Annotated in this window: 13 protein-coding genes; 6 read left to right on the top strand and 7 right to left on the bottom strand. The window is 56.8% G+C overall.

What is annotated here, in order from left to right:
• Positions 1-21: 21 nt before the first annotated feature.
• Both ABLQ08_RS03650 and ABLQ08_RS03645 read right to left on the bottom strand, forming a co-directional pair.
• Positions 22-1,377 (bottom strand): MFS transporter, encoded by a 1,356-nt coding sequence (locus ABLQ08_RS03650; protein WP_352940509.1) that lies wholly within the window; start codon positions 1,375-1,377, stop codon positions 22-24.
• Positions 1,378-1,465: 88 nt separating this feature from the next.
• A complete protein-coding gene (locus ABLQ08_RS03645; RefSeq protein WP_352939679.1) occupies positions 1,466-2,419 on the bottom strand; it encodes a LysR family transcriptional regulator in 954 nt (317 codons plus the stop codon).
• A gap of 78 nt (positions 2,420-2,497) precedes the next feature.
• On the opposite strand from ABLQ08_RS03645, the gene ABLQ08_RS03640 reads away from it, so the two are divergent.
• Both ABLQ08_RS03640 and ABLQ08_RS03635 read left to right on the top strand, forming a co-directional pair.
• Positions 2,498-3,427, top strand: coding sequence for a DMT family transporter (locus ABLQ08_RS03640; RefSeq protein WP_352939677.1), 930 nt, complete (start codon positions 2,498-2,500; stop codon positions 3,425-3,427).
• Between the two features lie 84 nt (positions 3,428-3,511).
• Complete coding sequence (locus tag ABLQ08_RS03635; protein WP_417714887.1) at positions 3,512-4,102, top strand: nitroreductase family protein; 591 nt, start codon at positions 3,512-3,514, stop codon at positions 4,100-4,102.
• 76 nt (positions 4,103-4,178) lie between these two features.
• Here ABLQ08_RS03635 and ABLQ08_RS03630 read toward each other — a convergent pair whose 3' ends face one another.
• Both ABLQ08_RS03630 and ABLQ08_RS03625 read right to left on the bottom strand, forming a co-directional pair.
• Positions 4,179-7,328, bottom strand: a complete 3,150-nt coding sequence (locus tag ABLQ08_RS03630) for an efflux RND transporter permease subunit (protein WP_352939674.1) — start codon at positions 7,326-7,328, stop codon at positions 4,179-4,181.
• 15 nt (positions 7,329-7,343) lie between these two features.
• A complete protein-coding gene (locus ABLQ08_RS03625) occupies positions 7,344-8,447 on the bottom strand; it encodes an efflux RND transporter periplasmic adaptor subunit (RefSeq protein ID WP_352939673.1) in 1,104 nt (367 codons plus the stop codon).
• Positions 8,448-8,663: 216 nt separating this feature from the next.
• Here ABLQ08_RS03625 and ABLQ08_RS03620 point away from each other — a divergent pair, with 216 nt between their 5' ends.
• Entirely contained in the window at positions 8,664-9,197 is a 534-nt protein-coding gene (locus ABLQ08_RS03620) for a DUF2867 domain-containing protein (RefSeq protein ID WP_352939672.1), read from the top strand.
• Here ABLQ08_RS03620 and ABLQ08_RS03615 read toward each other — a convergent pair.
• The gene (locus ABLQ08_RS03615) at positions 9,194-9,850 is read right to left on the bottom strand and encodes a cupin domain-containing protein (RefSeq protein WP_352939670.1); all 657 of its coding nucleotides are present in this window, start codon (positions 9,848-9,850) and stop codon (positions 9,194-9,196) included. The genes ABLQ08_RS03620 and ABLQ08_RS03615 overlap by 4 nt on opposite strands.
• A 248-nt stretch (positions 9,851-10,098) precedes the next feature.
• Between ABLQ08_RS03615 and ABLQ08_RS03610 the strand changes: the two genes are divergently transcribed.
• The gene (locus ABLQ08_RS03610) at positions 10,099-11,574 is read left to right on the top strand and encodes an ATP-binding protein (RefSeq protein WP_352939669.1); all 1,476 of its coding nucleotides are present in this window, start codon (positions 10,099-10,101) and stop codon (positions 11,572-11,574) included.
• Between the two features lie 269 nt (positions 11,575-11,843).
• Here ABLQ08_RS03610 and ABLQ08_RS03605 read toward each other — a convergent pair whose 3' ends face one another.
• Both ABLQ08_RS03605 and ABLQ08_RS03600 read right to left on the bottom strand, forming a co-directional pair.
• The gene (locus ABLQ08_RS03605) at positions 11,844-12,161 is read right to left on the bottom strand and encodes a hypothetical protein (protein WP_352939668.1); all 318 of its coding nucleotides are present in this window, start codon (positions 12,159-12,161) and stop codon (positions 11,844-11,846) included.
• A 172-nt stretch (positions 12,162-12,333) separates the two neighbouring features.
• Positions 12,334-14,367, bottom strand: a complete 2,034-nt coding sequence (locus tag ABLQ08_RS03600; protein ID WP_352939666.1) for a methyl-accepting chemotaxis protein — start codon at positions 14,365-14,367, stop codon at positions 12,334-12,336.
• A gap of 272 nt (positions 14,368-14,639) precedes the next feature.
• Here ABLQ08_RS03600 and hmgA point away from each other — a divergent pair, with 272 nt between their 5' ends.
• Together hmgA and ABLQ08_RS03590 are read left to right on the top strand one after the other, a co-directional pair.
• A complete protein-coding gene (hmgA, locus tag ABLQ08_RS03595) occupies positions 14,640-15,941 on the top strand; it encodes a homogentisate 1,2-dioxygenase (RefSeq protein ID WP_352940508.1) in 1,302 nt (433 codons plus the stop codon).
• On the top strand, positions 15,941-16,819 hold the full coding sequence (locus ABLQ08_RS03590; RefSeq protein WP_352939665.1) for an MBL fold metallo-hydrolase: 879 nt from the start codon (positions 15,941-15,943) through the stop codon (positions 16,817-16,819). Before hmgA ends, ABLQ08_RS03590 begins: the two co-directional genes overlap by 1 nt.
• Positions 16,820-16,825 lie beyond the last annotated feature (6 nt).

The raw sequence follows: 16,825 nt of genomic DNA, 5'->3' as shown, positions 1-16,825 counted from the left end.
CGAGCGTGTCGGATCGGCATCTTATGCTCGCGCTTCGGTCTCCTTTTCCAGCACAACCGCCCCATATGCGCAGCAGGTGGCGATTATGGCTGCCATGACCCAGAACAACCAGGTAGACCCTGTTTCCATTGCCAGCAATACACTGCCCAAAGTCACGCCGAGCGTACCACCGAGAAGACGGGCGGTCATGACAAGCCCTCCGAACTCGCCCTGTTTCTCCAGGGGCAGGGAATTTGCGATGCTACGCGTCGCCGGAAGCATGGTGAAAGGCACCGCAACGCCCCAGACGAGCAGTGCAGGGGCTAGACCCCAATAGCTTTCAAAGTGGATGGCGACTCCGATCAGTACGTTTGTCAGCGCAAGTACGGTCAGACCGGTCAGGACGGGGCGCCTGGTGCCATATCGGTCGGCGATCCTGCCCGCCGGTTCCGCCAGAAACGGATACGGCAAGACCGCGACGATAATTCCGAAGCCGGCCCAAAGAGCGGAAAACGATAGCTCCAGCTGCAGAAAATGCGGCACGAAGATAACAACGACGATCTTGGTCATCTGTGTGAGCAGCACAATGAGCGCGTCGGTATGAAAAGACTTTGAAAAGAACAGCTGGACGTCGATCAGCGGCGTCTTCTGCTTAAGTTCAAAGCGAAAGAAGCCACCGAGGCCGAGCGCTCCGATGACGAGAGGCCCCAGGATGAACGGAGAACTCCACCCAAAATCCGGGCCTTCCATCAGTCCGAATATGAATGTGGTGAGGCCGGCCAGGAGCAGGATCAAGCCCATCAGGTCAACCTTGGGACGTTTCGCAATCCTTGCCGGTGGTCTCCACAGCAGGAGGGTAAGTGAAACGCAGACGGCCAGAACCGGGATGTTGATCCAGAAGACCCAGCGCCAGGAAAGGAATTCGGTCAGAACGCCGCCAAGCAATGGTCCTGCCGCCAGGAAAACCGTCGCGATTGTGGCGGAGATCCCAACCGCCTTGCCGCGCTCTTTCTCACCGTAGGTGAGTGTCGCAGCTGCCAGTGACATTGGATAGATGATCGCTGCACAAAGCCCCTGAACGACTCGCAGTGAAATCAGCATGGCGGCATTTTCGGCAAATCCGGCGACCAGACTTGTAACTGCAAATACCGAAGCACTGACGATCAACGCAGGCCGCAGGCCGAAAAGGTCAATCGCCTTACCACCGATTGCCGCAAGGCAAGTGAAGGCAAGCATGTAGGAATTGATGATCCAGTGAGCGGTTGTCGGGGACAGATCCAGCTCGGTGCGGATGGACGGCAATGCGACGCCAAAGATGCTCTCGTCCAGCATGACAAGGCCGCCGAGGCCGCCCATGGCAAGAACCAGACCCCGTTGCCGTTTCTTTTCGGAGATCACCAATTGCCCGACTTCTCCCACGGCTTTGATGATTCGATCTCAAGAATCGATTGTATGGCGGCAGAATACACAATTCTTGCGAGTTTCTTCAAAGACTTGAGGGATGGGTGCCAAATGCGAGTGTGGAAAGGGCTCCGTCGGTTTGCCGGCTCCAGGACGAAAGTACCTTGGCAAGGCGTGCCGAGGGACCGTCATCCGGGTCCGAAGCGCGTCTGACACACCACCAGTCGAGTGACACGCCTTCTTCGCTGATCGGTCTGGCGACGAGTGTTCCGTCGGCCAATTCCGGCTCAATCGCCCATTTGCTGAAAAGGGCTACGCCGAAATTTGCCCGCACGAGATCGATCACGGCCTCCGGTGTCGGCATCGGCGTAAGCCGACGGAAGGGGACGGTCGGCTCGCCAAGCAGCGTGGTCCAGTCGAAGCCCGGCTCTGCAGTCAATGGATAGATGAAGAACCGTTCGTCACCCATGTTCAGGCTGTTGACAATCGGCTCTGTAGCAAGCGGATGGCTCTTCGACAAAACCGCAACAAGCGGATGTGAGCCGAGCTTGATCGACCGGAATTTCGACAGCGTCGGCTCCCGCCCGAACACAAGCGAGACATCCACGGAACCGTCCAGAAGCGAGGCGAGGGGATGCGCGGTGGCGCGCCCGGAAAGGTCAACCGAAAGACCGGAATCCACCGTTTCAAGATAATCGAGAAAGGCGGGAAACCAGTGATACCGGCTGTAGGTCGCTTGGCCGAGGCGCACCAGGACACGTGCGTCGCGCGCGGACGCTTCCAGTTCCTGTTCCAGACGGAACAGTTCCGCCAGAAACGTCTCGCCCAAGCGCCGCAGGCGCTCTCCTTCCAACGTCAGTTCCAGGCCCGTGTCAGCCCGCTGGATAAGCGACAGACCGAGTCGCCGCTCAGCTTCCCGCAATCTGTGGGAGGCTGCGGACTGCGTGACACCGAGCCGTTGGGCCGATGCTGTCATGCTTCCGGTCTCGGCAAGCGCCGACAGAAGCGTGAGATGATGAATGGCTAATCTTGGGATCATGAGCGTATGAAATCATTTCATGGTGAGAATGAAAACTAGGAATTTTATTTACTTTCGTCGACGCGGTATCGACTGGTTATGTCGATTTCATCTCTGCCAAAATTCAGTTTGAGCCCTCTGGGGGCAACTCTTGTCATCGTTGCGTGTGCAGTCTGTTTCGGTCTTGTCCCTGTGTTCGTTCGCGAATTGCAGGGACTTGGAGCCGGGCCTGCTTCCATTGCTCTTTACCGCTATGGATTTTCGGCGCTTGTGTTGCTGCCGTTCCTGCCTCTGGAAAGGCACAAGAGAGGCGGAGCCCTCTTGCTTGTCGGGGCTGGTGCCGTGCTGGGGCTCAGTCTGATCGGTTATCTTGAGGCCATTGCAAATGCGCCGGTGGCAGCAGCCGGGGTCGTTTACATGTCCTATCCTGTCTTTGCGTCCCTGTTTGCCTGGGTCTTGTTGAAACAAGCGCCGACCTTGCGATCTTTTGCAGCGGCAGGACTTGTTCTTGGCGCCGCGGCACTGCTCCTCGATCCATCGCTTTTGTCACCTGAAGTTCTATCCTCGCTGTTGTGGGCGATACCGGCTCCGGTCGCCTTCGGTTTCCTTGTTGTGGTTCTGAGCGGTTTGGCCGGGCAGCTCAATTCGCTGGAAAGGACCGCTTGCGGCCTTGTCGGGGCACTTGTCGGGCTTACGCCGGTTGCCCTTCAGGAAGGGCAGGGATCGCTGTTGCCGGCCTCTTCTTCCCAATGGGGCCTGATTATCGTCATGGGGTTGATGACTGCCCTCATCCCGCAGGTTCTGTTCTCGTTTGCGTGTCAGAAAGTTGGCCCTGTTCGCACCGCGGCCGCCGGCAGTTTTGAACTGCCGACCATGTTCCTCGTCGGATTTTTTGTCTTTGGTGAAAGCGTCGGAGCCCGAGAGGCGGTGTCTGCTGTTCTGGTCCTGTCCGCAATCCTGCTTGCGCCGTCAATTGGAGCTCAACCCAAGAGAAGTGGCTGGGTTGGAGGTCCAAAAGAAGTGTCTTGATAAGAAGTATCTTGATATAAAGATAAAAAGTCACTATCTCCAGATCGCCCGGGAGGGTAAAAGCCCGGAACGAATTTGGAGTAGATGAAAATGACAGCTCGTAATCCCGATCATCCGGTCCAGAACCTGTTTGTCGATCGGTGGTCACCCCGTGCTTTTGACGGTTCCGAAATGTCGGAAGCCGATCTGAAGACAATTTTGGAAGCTGCGCGCTGGGCGCCGTCAGCTTTCAATATCCAGCCTTGGCGATTTGTCTATGCGTTGAGGGATGACGCACATTGGCAAAAGCTCGTGGATCTGCTTAACCCATTCAACCTGGAATGGGCGCAGCATTCCTCGGCGTTGGTCTATCTGTTCTCAGACACAGAAGTCGACGGCAAGGAAGGCAAACCGAACCGGGCCAACGGCAGTCATTCATTTGACGCTGGATCTGCCTGGGCTCACGCTGCGCTGCAGGCAACCGCGCTTGGCTATCACACCCATGGCATGGCAGGGATCCACAAGGACAGGGTTCACGAAGTTCTGGGCGTGCCGGAACGTTTCAAGCCAGAGATTGCAATTGCTATCGGCAAGCAAGGGGACGCTTCGCAGCTTGACGAAAGTCTTCAGGCAAGGGAAACGCCAAGCGCCCGCATGCCGCTGTGCGAGATTGCCTTTTCCGGCTCCTGGGGGTGAACGCCCGTCATCCAAGAACATCAAAAAAGGCTGCAGGTGTCGCCTGCAGCCTTTTTTGTGACACCTGGTCGCTCGCTTACGCTGGTGTGTCCGCCGGCGCCTCGGCAGAGGTCTTGGCGGGTTTTCTGGTGAACTTCTCACGCAGTCTTTGAACGGCGACATAGAGAACCGGGATCATCAGAAGACCGATGGTGCTGTCCAGGATCATGCCGGCGAATACCGGCAGACCGATTGAAACGCGGCTGGCAGATCCTGCGCCGGTGGCGAATACCAGCGGCAGAACGCCGACAATGAAACACAGACCCGTCATGGTCACAGGACGGAAGCGCGTATGGGCTGCGCTGATGGCCGCATCAACGATGCTCATGCCGTCGTCCCGGCAATTGCGCGAGAATTCAACCAACATGATGGCCTTCTTGGCTGCAAGTCCGATCAGAAGCACCATGCCGATTTGCGCATAGATATTGTTGTTCAGAACCGGGATCAGATAGAGCGGAATCATGGCCCCGCAAACGGCAAAGACAGCCGACAGCATCACCGAAATCGGCAACATCCAGCTTTCGTACTGGGCAACCAGGCACAGATACGCGAAGAGGAACGCCAGCAGCAGGATGTAGATCACATATGAACCTGCCTCGATTTCCTGCAGCGACATGCCCGTCCACTCGATGGAATAGCCTTCAGGCAACAATTCCTTGGCAATCTGCTCGAATGCCGCGATGCCGTCGCCTGTGCTGTAGCCGATGTTGGTCAGGCCCTGAACGGCGGCAGAGCGTTCAAGATTGTAACGGGTCACGCTTTGCGGTCCGACCACCGCTTCCAGGTTGACGAGGGTGCTGAGCGGGATCATGTCGCCCGAAGAACTTTTCACATAGATCGAGCCGATGTCATCAAGCGTCTGTCTGTATTCGGCTTCCGATGACAGGATCACCCAGAATACCTTGCCGTCGAGCAGGAAGTTGTTGACGTAATAGGTGCCGAGATTTGCCTGAAGCACGGTGAAGATATCGCTGATATCCACACCGAGGGCTTCCGCCTTGTCGCGGTCGAGGTCGATCTGGTACTCCGGCGAACTTGCCGACAGCGAGCTGAAGACCTGGAGGAATACCGGGTTGGTATTGGAGGCCGACAGGACTGCATTGGTCACAGCACCCAAATCAACCACACTGGCACCGGCGTCATCCTGAATCTGCGCGGCAATCCCGCCTGAAATTCCAAGACCGTCTATGGGAGGCAGCGGAAAGACAAACGCAACCGCTTCATCGACGGTGGCGAGCTTCTCGTTAAGTGTCTTCAGGATGTTGTACCACTGGGTTTCCTTGGTCTTGCGGTCACTCCAGGGTGCCAGGATCGGAATGAGCGTCGCAAAGTTCGAACCGTTACCGGCGATGATGCTGAAGCCGGGTACGGCGATTACATCCTGAACACCTTCGACCTCGCGTATCATCGTCGTCATGGTTTTGGCCACGGCTTCGGTACGTTGCAGCGAGGCGCCTTCCGGCAATTGGACATTGGCAAAGAGCACGCCTTTGTCTTCAAGCGGAATGAACCCTGTCGGGGTTTCACGGAACATGAACACCGTCGCGGCAAAGGCGGCAACGAGAATGAGCAGCGACACTGCGATGTTGCGAACCATGATCCGCACCAGCGCCACATAGGCGTTGCGCACCTTGTCGACCAGGGCGCCGAAGAAGTACAGCGGTCCATGCCGTTTCTTGCCTGACCGCCGCAACAGCATCGAACACAGGACGGGTGACAGCGTCAGTGCATTCACCGCCGACAGGCAGAAGGCAATCGTGATCGTGAGCGCGAATTGAAGGTAGATCTCTCCTGTGATGCCGGGAAAAAAGCAGACAGGCACGAAAACTGCGAGCAGCACGAAAGTGGTCGCAATGATCGGGCTTGTCACCTGATCCATCGCCTTGAGCGTGGCCTCGCGCGGCGCTAGACCATCTTCCTCCATGATCCGCTCGGTGTTTTCAATAATGACAATGGCATCGTCGACGACGAGCGTAATTGCCAGAATGACCCCGAACAGCGTGATCAGGTTGGCTGAAAACCCGATGAGGAAGAGAATGGCGAAAGTTCCGAGCAAGGACACCGGAATGGCAACGGCAGGGATGATGACAGCGCGCCAGCTCATCAGGAACATGAACACCACGAAGACAACAAGACAGGTGGTAATCGCCAGTGTCGTGAGAATTTCCTCGATCGACGCCTTCACCGCTTTGGTGATGTCGTAAAGCAGCTTGTACTCGACCCCGTCTGGGAATCCGGCCTGCATCTTGTCCAGTTCGGCATAAACGCTGTTTGCGACATCAAGAGCATTCGCCCCGGGGGATTGATAGATGGCGATCGCCGTGGACGGCTTGTTATTGAGTGTCGCAAATGCCGAATAGGAACTCGATCCGAGTTCGACCCGCGCGACGTCTTGCAGGCGCACCAGCTGGCCGGAAGAGGAGCCTGAGACAATGATGTCGCCAAACTGTTTCGCCGTTTCCAGCAGCCCTTCGGCCTTGAGTGAGAACTGGAAGTCGGTCGGGCCGGCAAAGGGAGCCCCGCCAATCTGACCGGCGGTTGCGCGTGCGTTCTGCGCCTGAATGGCGTTGGAAAGATCGGTTGCGGTCAGGTTGAGCGCCGTCATCTGGTCCGGGCGCATCCAGACCCGCATGCTGTAGTCGAGCGGACCGAACTGGGAGACACTGCCGACACCTGGCAGTCGCGACAGGCGATCCTGCACGTGGATCGTGGCGTAGTTGCTCAAATAGATAGCGTCGCGGCTCTCATCAGGTGAAACCAGATTGACCACGAGCAGCATGTTGGCGGATTGCTTCTTGGTGGCGACGCCCAGATTTTTCACCGATTGCGGCAACTGTGGCTCCGCCAGCGCGACCCGGTTCTGCACATTGACAGCCGCGATATCCGGGTCCGTGCCGACCTCGAAAGTGATGGTCAACGTGTAGGTGCCGGCATTGGAGCTTATCGATGACATGTAAATCATGTTCTCGACGCCGTTCACCTGATCTTCGATCGGGATTGCCACCGATTTTTCGATCAGCTCTGAATCAGCCCCGGGAAATTGTGCCGTGACGACAACCTGTGGCGGCGTGACGTTCGGATATTCCGAAATGGAAATGAACACGATGGCGATGATCCCGACCAGCGAGGCAATCAGCGACAGCACCAGCGCAAAGTTCGGGCGATCAATAAAAAATCTGGAGAGCATGGCTGGAAAACTCTCCTAGCTTTTCGCTTCAATCGGAGCGACTGTCATGTCGGGTTTGACCCGTTGCAGTCCCTGTACGATGACCTGCTCGCCTTCCGTCAGGCCTGACTTGACCTCCCAGAGGGAACCGGATTGTCGGCCCAGCTCGACATCCTGGCGTTTCACCTTGTTGTTGCTGTCAACGACATAGACGAAATGCCCCTTTGCATCGAGCTGAATGGCTGTTTGTGGAACCGCCGCCAGCTTGGCCGGATCGGCAGCCTCCACCGATACGTTCACAAACTGGCCTGGAATGAGGAGGTTCTTGGGATTGTCGAAGGTCGCGCGCAGCTCGACCGTGTCACTGCTCTGATCGACCGTCGTCCCTACATAAGTCACCTTTCCCGCGGACGGATACCGGGATCCGTTGGCCATGGTGAGATTGACCTTGAGAGTCGCGCTGTCATTACCGATCAGTCCGGCTTCCCTGTCTTCGATGAGGTCCTTTTCGCCCATGTAGAACGACACATAGATCGGATCGACGCTGGTCACGGTTGCCAGTGTGCCGGTGTTTGAATCGACAAGATTGCCCACGTTGACATTGGTCTTGCTGATACGGCCGTCGATCGGGCTGTAGATGTTGGTGTAGCTGAGGTTGATGTCGGCAGTGTCCAGATTGGCCTGTGCTTCATCGACGTTGGCCTGATCCGTGGCGGTCGTTGCCTTCTGCTTGTCGTAGTTCGCCTGAGAGATGTCACCCTTTGCCAGAAGTTGCCGCTGGCGTTCCAGCTCTATCTGGGAATTTTCGAGAGTTGCCTTCGCTCCTTCAAGGGTTGCCTTGGCCTGATCGACGCTTGCCTGATAGAGGTCCTTCTCTATGACATAGAGAAGATCACCCTTCTTGACCGTGCCGCCCTCGGTAAAGTTGCGCTTATCCAGATAACCTTCGACCCTCGCAACGATGTTGACCGTGCTGACTGCTTCCACACGGCCGACGTAGCGTGACGAATTGTTCGCCGTGATCGTCGAAACCTTTGCCACGGTGACTTTTTGCGGCTGGGTCGATGTGTCCTGCGCATTCGCTGCAAACGCGGTCAAAAGAGCTGACGCCAGTCCTAGAAACACTTTCGCCGATTTCATGTCCCCTCCGGCCAACAATCAAAAATCTGGAAATTACAAACCGTATCATAACCGGAATTATCAGCGATGCGAGGGGTTTAGGGACAATTTGAGATTTTATTTTCTCGCCCGGCAACTTCACTGGGCCGCGATCTCGCCTGCGGCAATCTGCACGATCTTCCTCACGATGTTGCAGCCTATATTGTCAGGTGTCCCCAGAAACTGTCAGAGGCCGGCATGAGCAAATCAGACAGGTTGCCAGAAGAAAGTTTTCTCAACAGCTATTACGCGCCCGGGGATTACATGGACACATTCTCGGCTTCTCTGGAAGACAGGCAGGATTTGCAGACAGCCGACATCCGGGTGTTGGCCGCTCATATTCTGAATGCCGAAATCGGGTGGATAAACGCCCTTTTAAAGGTGCGCGATGTCATCGTCCGGCCACTTGGCATGAAGACGACCAGCGATCTTGCGCAGGAACAGTTGCAAGTGCCTTTGGAGGCGAAGCAGCCCGGCGACCGGATCGGATTCTTCAGGGTCTACCGGGTGACAGAACACGAAATCATTCTCGGGGAAGACGATTGGCATCAGGACTTCCGGATGTCGATATTCCGGAAGACAGGACCGAAGCCGGGCGTTTTCACGTCAACATGTTGCAAACGTCACAATTTGTTCGGCCATGTCTACCTGGCGCTCATCCTGCCGGTACACAAGAAAATCGCGGTGGCGGTATTGGAGAACGCCACTGCTCAGGAACTGACGGCTGCCTAGGATTCAAGATGTCCAGTCTTTCGCCAGACCCGGGTGCCTTGCGCCGTTCTGATGGCTTGCCGGCTCCCGGGAGGCAGCCGCAGCCAGGTTCCCTGGTCGTACCGGCCGTCCGCATCTTCGAAACTGCCTTCAATGACGAAGTACTCGGCGCCTCCTGGAAACTCCTGCTCGTCGAAGTGTGAACCGCGTTCCCAATCCAGCATGACGACTTCCTCGTCCGGGCGGACAAACAGCGGAAGAATATGCTCACCGGCACGGCCTGCCTGCCAACCGGCAGGGTCAAGCGTGTTGACGCGGACAAATGTGTCGTCTTCTGGCTGCATCTGCCGCAACTTCACCAGGATTACTGCACCGGGTTCACTGGATGGCACGTGGCTGGAGCCGGGAGGGTTACGCACATACATGCCCTTGGGAAAATCCCCGCTCTCGTCGGAAAAAACACCGTCAAGGACCAGAAACTCCTCGCCCATATCGTGGGTATGGGCTGAAAAGGCAGAGCCAGGCGCATAGCGGACCAGACTGGTCGCGCGTGCAACCTCGTCGCCGTCCCGTTCCAGCATGCGCCTTTCCACACCGGCCATCGGGGAGGGGATCCAATTGAGCGTTGCGCTGTCGACAACGGCGCGTTCTGTCAGATCGGCGTGAATTTTCATCAAGTCTCTCCCTCTTGACGGGTTGTTTCCAACTAAAATGGACTATAGGACGCGTATTTGAAGAGGCGGAACATGAATTAGAAGTGATCGGCTCGTTGAGCCGGCACCTAAGCGGTGGAATGCTGGGAAAAAGCCCGTTTCCGGCGAGCGTGGCTTTGCAAGTCTTCCGGAATCGTGCTGACTACCGCCCTGCACGGTTACAACGGACGGAGATACGGCAGCACCGCCGCTGCACTAGAAGTGATTGCATGACGGTACAGATCGATATCGGAGAAATGACAGGCGGTGCGCGGGCCGGGCTTGATCTGGAAGAGCTCCTGGCTACGCGTCTTTTGGTTCAGGGTAACTCCGGTTCCGGCAAATCGCATTTGCTTCGCAGGCTTCTGGAACAGTCGGCCAGCTGGGTACAGCAGGCCATCATCGACCCCGAGGGCGATTTCGTTTCACTTGCCGACAAGTTCGGTCACGTCGTCGTCGATGCCGTGGGAACAGAAAAAGATCTCCAGATGATTGCCGGTCGTGTTCGCCAGCATCGTGTGTCTGTCGTTCTGAACCTTGAAGGTCTTGACGCTGACCGTCAGATGAAGGCCGCGGCGACCTTTCTGGACGGGCTTTTCGATGCAGACCGGGATCTTTGGTATCCAATGATTGTCGTCGTAGATGAAGCGCAGCTCTTTGCACCTGCTGCTGCTGGCGAAGTCACCGAGGAGGCGCGCCGCCGGTCTCTCGGGGCGATGACCAACCTGATGTGCCGTGGTCGTAAAAGAGGCCTCGCGGGGGTCATTGCGACCCAGCGTCTGGCCAAGCTTGCAAAGAACGTTGCCGCGGAAGCCTCGAACTTTTTGATGGGCCGGACGTTCCTCGATATCGACATGGCCCGTGCAGCGGATCTGCTCGGGATGGAACGCCGTCAGGCAGAGAGTTTCCGCAATCTGGATCGTGGGCATTTCATTGCCCTTGGGCCGGCGATGTCGCGCCGTCCGGTCCCGGTCAAGATCGGACCGGTGGAAACCATGGGCCGGGGCGGCAGCCCGAAATTGATGCCCCTGCCGGAACAGCCGAAAGAAGAAGCCAAGGACCTGATCTTTACCCCGGCCGAAGGCGAGGCTCCGGTAGTGCGGCAGCGCTTTGTCGAACCGGTCGTCTCCACCGGAGAAGTGCTTGATCAGCTGACAAGCGCGGAACGCGCCAGTGACGGGGCCACGCCTCAGCCGGAGAGCCTGCTCGATTTTGGCGAGCGCGAGGAAAGGATCTCCGAAATCATTGCCGGTATTCTGGAAGACGAAGAAGCCGCCTTTCAACCGATCGCAACCCTGTACCAGGATTTCCAGGTCCGCTGCCGGATCGCCAAGCTTCCGGGCGGAGCGCCGGATCTGCAGGCGTTCCGTGAAAAACTTTCCGTGGCAAGAGCCGGGGTCGAAAAGGGCGAGGTCGATGACGGCGCCTGGGCCCAGGCGGAGCTGATTGCCTCGGAACTGCCGGACGACATGCGCGGCGTCTATCTGCTGCTGGCAAAGGCAGCTCTGGCAAAGGCGCCATGTCCTGGAAACCTGGAGATCGCGACAGCCTACGGGACGCGCTCGCCGGGCCGCGCCAGGTGGTTGCTGAGCCATATGGAAGAACGCGGTTTTCTGGTCTGCGCAACGGACCTGCGCGGCAACCGGATCGTCACGCTGACGGATCTCGGCTGGCAAACGGCACCGGGCGACGAAGCTGCTGCCTGAAACACCTGAACAAAAGCTATGGTCAGCCTGAGTTGGTCTCCAGGGTGAGCAAGCTGTTGTGGTAAGGGTTCCAGCTTGCTCTTCTGGCAACAAAGATGTGTGCGTCTGGCACCTTGATCCGGCAGGTGTTCAGACTTCCAGCTGAAACGGCCAGAAGTTTGCGAGCAACCCGTTTCTGAAGTTTGAGTTTGGGAATGCCCTGCCTGACAGTCGGCTTTATCGCTCCTAAAAAGTGAGAGGCTGATCCTCGTTTAAAAGTTCACTGGCCGTCAGATCGCAGGACGCATGCGGCTGCGCGCAAGCATTGCTTTGGAGGTTTCCATTGGTCGCCGCGCCAGTAGGTAGTCCAGTTGCGACAGTTCCAGGGTGATGCCATCAATTGTCCGGCTCAGGACATTTTCCATATAACTTCCTGCCGGAGAGCGGTCGCGGATCTGCATTGCCCGGTCCCGTGCCTTTTGCAGATAGACAATCATTGTGCGGACCTCGTCAGGTGTCACATCGGTCGGTCGCTGCGCTTCCAGAAGAGACGATGAAGACGACAGGGCGACGGAGTACTGCGCTTGAGCTGGATGAGCAAACTGCATCGGCAACCTCATATGTTCATGTTTTGTTCTATTTTATTCAAATTTGTCGATCAATCAAGTCTTGTGGTTCCCGGGACTTCAGCTGGATGATTATTTGATCGTGTGAAAGGCTGAAAAGAGAAAGCCCGCGCAATGGCTTGCGCGGGCTTTCCTGCTCAATGTTTTTTTCGCTTTAAGCCGCTCTTACCCTTGCCAGGAAATCGGCAACGGTCGATTGCAGCCCGTGTGCCTGTTGCGAGACAGACTGGGAAACAGACAGAACGTCGGCAGCCGAGTTGCTGGTTTCTTCGGCGGCCTGCATGACGTCACCTACACTGTTGCTCATATCGCTGGTGCAGCTTGCAGCCTGCTGAACGTTGTGGCTGATCTCGTTGGTGGCATCGCCCTGTTGTGAAATGGCCGCTGCAATCGTTGCGGTGAACTGATTGACCTCTTCCATGGTGCTGGCGATTTCCTGGATCGACCCGACAGCGTTACGGGTCGAGGACTGAATGCCGGTGATCTGCGCGGAGATCTCTTCGGTTGCCTTCGCGGTCTGGGTCGCGAGTTCCTTGACCTCGGAGGCAACCACCGCAAAGCCCTTGCCGGCTTCACCGGCACGCGCCGCTTCAATGGTGGCGTTCAGGGCGAGCAGGTTTGTCTGCTCGGCAATCGCCTGGATCAGGCTGACGACTTCACCGATCTTCTGTGCGGCGCTGTCGAGGCTACCGACCTTGTCATTTGAATCGTTGGCTGCCTGAGTTGCGCTGACCACGATGTCCTTGGTCTGATCGATCTGCCGTCCGATTTCCGAGATTGACGCGGACAGCTCTTCCGCTGCCGAGGCAACCGTCTGAACGCTGCCCTGAGCGACGTCTGAAGACCCTGCAACGGAAGACACTTTCGTTGATGTATCCCGTGCGATGGCATCGAGAGAGGCGGCAGTCTGCTCCATTTTCTCGCTGTCGCCACTGACCTGTTCCAGAACTGCGTTGACGTCGGTCTCGAAAGCCTCGATCAGCGCTTCGATTTCCTGTTGCCGGTCAAGCTGAGACTGTTGTGCAAGTTCGGTATCGTTCTGCAGAGACCGGCGTTCGTTTTCGTTCTCAACGAAAATTTCAAGGGCGCTTGCCATCTGGCCGATCTCGTCCTTGCGGCCCGTGTAGGCGACTGGCGTGTCGACATCACCTTCCGCCAGATTACGCATGCGTTCTGTCAACGCGCGGACAGGACCTGCGATCGTGGAACCGAGCATCCACATCAGGAACGTGCCGGCAACCAGCAGTCCAAGTGACAGCAGCAGACTCAGCTGCATCGTGGAATTGGCGCTCGCTAGAAGTTCGCTTTCGTCGACCGCCAGGACAACGAACCAGTTCTGACCCGTGCCATCCAGCTCAAAGGCCTGAATGGCTTCGGCGGTGCCGTTGTCCGTTGAATAGGCAAGAGTACCCTTCATGGCTTTGATCTTGCCGACCAGGGAAGGGTCCGCCTGCTTGCCGAGAAGCGATGAATCGGGGTGGGAGACCCAGACGCCTGCTTCACTCAGGAGACCGACATAACCTGTTTCATAGGTCTGTCCGGCGCTGACGGCCTTCTGCAACCCTTCAAGGGAGACGTCGATCGTTGCTCCGCCTATGCCGCGCCCCGACTTATCCAGGATCGGCGAAGAGGCTGTTGCCATCAGAACGTCGACACCGTTGATCGGGTAAATGTAAGGCTCTGTCACCGTGTCGTGGCCGAGATTTTTCGGCTTGTCGTACCATTCCTCGGAGCCGCTATCGCCGCCGAACATCAGCGGTTCCCAGGCAACGCTTGCGCCATCATTATAGAAATAAGGAATGAAGCGACCTTTTTCGTCCGAGTAATTGGAGCCTGCGTTGTCTGCGTCCGGTCCTGCCATATCCGGTTCAAAGATCACGCCACCGCCGACGAAGTGCTTGTTCTGGCTGATCTGCTGCAGCATCACCGCGCCATAGGCATTGCGGTCGGTGACGCCCGCATGTTGCAGACCCTCAAGCGCATCTGAGGCCGCACGGGCCGTCAGCTGGGCTTCTGCAAGTGTCTTGCCCGCATCAAGCGCAAGTGCCTCGGCAGTTTTACGGATAAGTTCTTCACCCGACTTTTGCGATGTTCCCTGCGCCATGAAAGTTACAGCAAGGATTAGCGTCAGGAAGCCGACCAGAAATACACCACTTGAGGCAAAAAAGATTCGATTTCTAAGAGACATGCAAGGCTCCAATAGTGTGTCTGGTCGGACCTTACGTAGGTTGAGTAAAGCAAAGCTTACAGTTGCATTTGTTTTCTCTTGCCTTGGTCGGATTTTTTCATTCCCATCCTGCAATCTGGAATCTCTTTGACGATGCCGCTTGAAGTGTGAGATGAATTTGGTTACATATGAAACTAAATTCATCTCTGAAGCCGGAGGACGTCATGGATCAGAGAACGGAAAACACCCGGACAACAGACAATAACGATCGGAATTCATCCGAGCTTGAGTACATGCCGGGCTTTGGCAATGACTTTGAAACCGAAACACTGCCTGGATCCCTGCCGCAGGGAATGAACAGCCCGCAGAAATGCGCTTACGGTCTTTACGGCGAACAGCTTTCCGGCACCGCCTTCACCGCGCCGAGCCATCAGAACGAGCGCACCTGGTGCTACCGTATCCGCCCGTCGGTCAAGCACACGCATCGTTTTCAGAAAATCGACCTGCCTCACTGGAAAAGCGCGCCGAATGTCTGTGAAGACGTGATTTCGCTCGGCCAGTATCGTTGGGATCCGGTCCCGCATTCCGACAAAGACCTGACCTGGTTGACCGGCATGCGCACCATGACGACTGCAGGGGACGTCAACACCCAGGTGGGAATGGCAAGCCACATCTATCTTGTCACCAAGTCGATGGAAGACGAGTATTTCTTCTCCGCCGACAGCGAGCTTCTGGTCGTGCCTCAGGAAGGAATTTTGAGGTTTTGTACCGAACTCGGCATCATTGAGCTGGAACCGAAGGAAATTGCCATCCTGCCGCGCGGTCTGGTTTACCGGGTAGAAGTGGTCGAAGGACCGGCGCGCGGGTTTGTCTGCGAAAACTATGGCCAGAAATTCGAACTGCCGGGCAGGGGGCCGATCGGCGCGAACTGCATGGCCAATCGCCGTGATTTCAAGACGCCGGTTGCCCATTTCGAAGACCGGGAGGCGCCGTCAACGGTGACGGTCAAATGGTGCGGTCAGTTCCATGAAACCAAGATCGGTCATTCACCGCTCGATGTGGTTGCGTGGCACGGCAACTATGCACCGTGCAAATACGATCTGCGCAATTACTGCCCGATCGGGGCCATCCTGTTCGACCACCCCGATCCATCGATCTTCACGGTTCTGACTGCGCCGTCGGGTGTGCCCGGTACGGCGAATATCGACTTCGTCCTGTTCCGTGAACGCTGGATGGTCGCGGAAAATACCTTCCGTCCGCCCTGGTACCACAAGAACATCATGTCCGAACTTATGGGTAACATCTACGGTCAGTATGATGCCAAACCGCAGGGTTTCGTGCCCGGCGGCATGAGCCTGCACAACATGATGCTGCCGCACGGTCCGGACAACAATGCCTTCGAGGGGGCGTCCAATGCCGACCTGAAGGCGGAAAAGCTTGATAACACAATGTCCTTCATGTTCGAGACCCGGTTCCCGCAGCATCTGACTGAATTTGCTGCAAAAGAAGCCCCTTTGCAGGATGACTACATTGACTGTTGGGAGTCACTTGAGAAAAAGTTCGACGGTACACCGGAAGGAACGTGGGACAAGTAATGAGCAATGCCAAAGTGCCGGGCCTGAAAGATCGTCTGGTCATCCTCGGTTCCAAGGGCGGACCGGCAATCCGCCCGGGCGGACCGTCACCGACCAGCTCTCTGATCGAGATCGGCGGACGCCGCTGCGTGGTCGATTGCGGTCTGGGGGTGACCAGGGGGCTGGTGGACGCGGGTGTCGTTCTCAAGGAACTGGACCTGGTCTTCATCACGCATATGCACTCTGATCACGTACTGGAACTTGGTCCGCTGTTGCACACTGCCTGGTGCACCGGTCTTTCACGTCGGATTCGGGTTTACGGCCCGGCAGACCTGATCGAATACTGGGACGGTTTCCTGAGCTCGATGCGCTATGACATCGATACGCGAATTGAGGATGAAGGCCGTCCGGATTTGCGAGACCTGGTGGAAATTCACCTTCTTCAGGAGGGGGAAGTACCACTTGAAGACGAGAAACTGTCGATTGCGACCTTACGGGTCGAACATCCGCCGGTAGTCGATTGTTTTGCCTTGAAGTTTTCTGTCCAGGAATGGTCGGTCGTCTTTTCTGCCGACACGGCTTATTTCCCGCCACTTGCAGAATTCGCCAAGGATGCCGACGTCCTGGTTCACGAGGCGATGCTCGCACGCGGCGTCGACAGGATTGTGGAGATAACCGGCAATGGCGATCGGTTGCGCCAGCATCTTCTGGCCAGCCACACGATGGCGCCCGATGCTGCCAAGATCGCCGAAGCTGCTGGTGTGAAGAAACTCGTGCTCAATCACTTGATCCCGGCGGACCTGCCGGGGTTCGAAAAGTCGGAGTGGCTCGAAGCCACCGAAGCCTTTTCAGGCGAAACCATAATCAGCCACGACGGTTTGGCGATCACAAGGAGTTAAGAACCA

The sequence above is a fragment of the Roseibium sp. SCP14 genome (assembly GCF_040329475.1).
Lineage (GTDB): Bacteria > Pseudomonadota > Alphaproteobacteria > Rhizobiales > Stappiaceae > Roseibium.
This window is presented reverse-complemented; position numbering and strand designations above follow the sequence as displayed.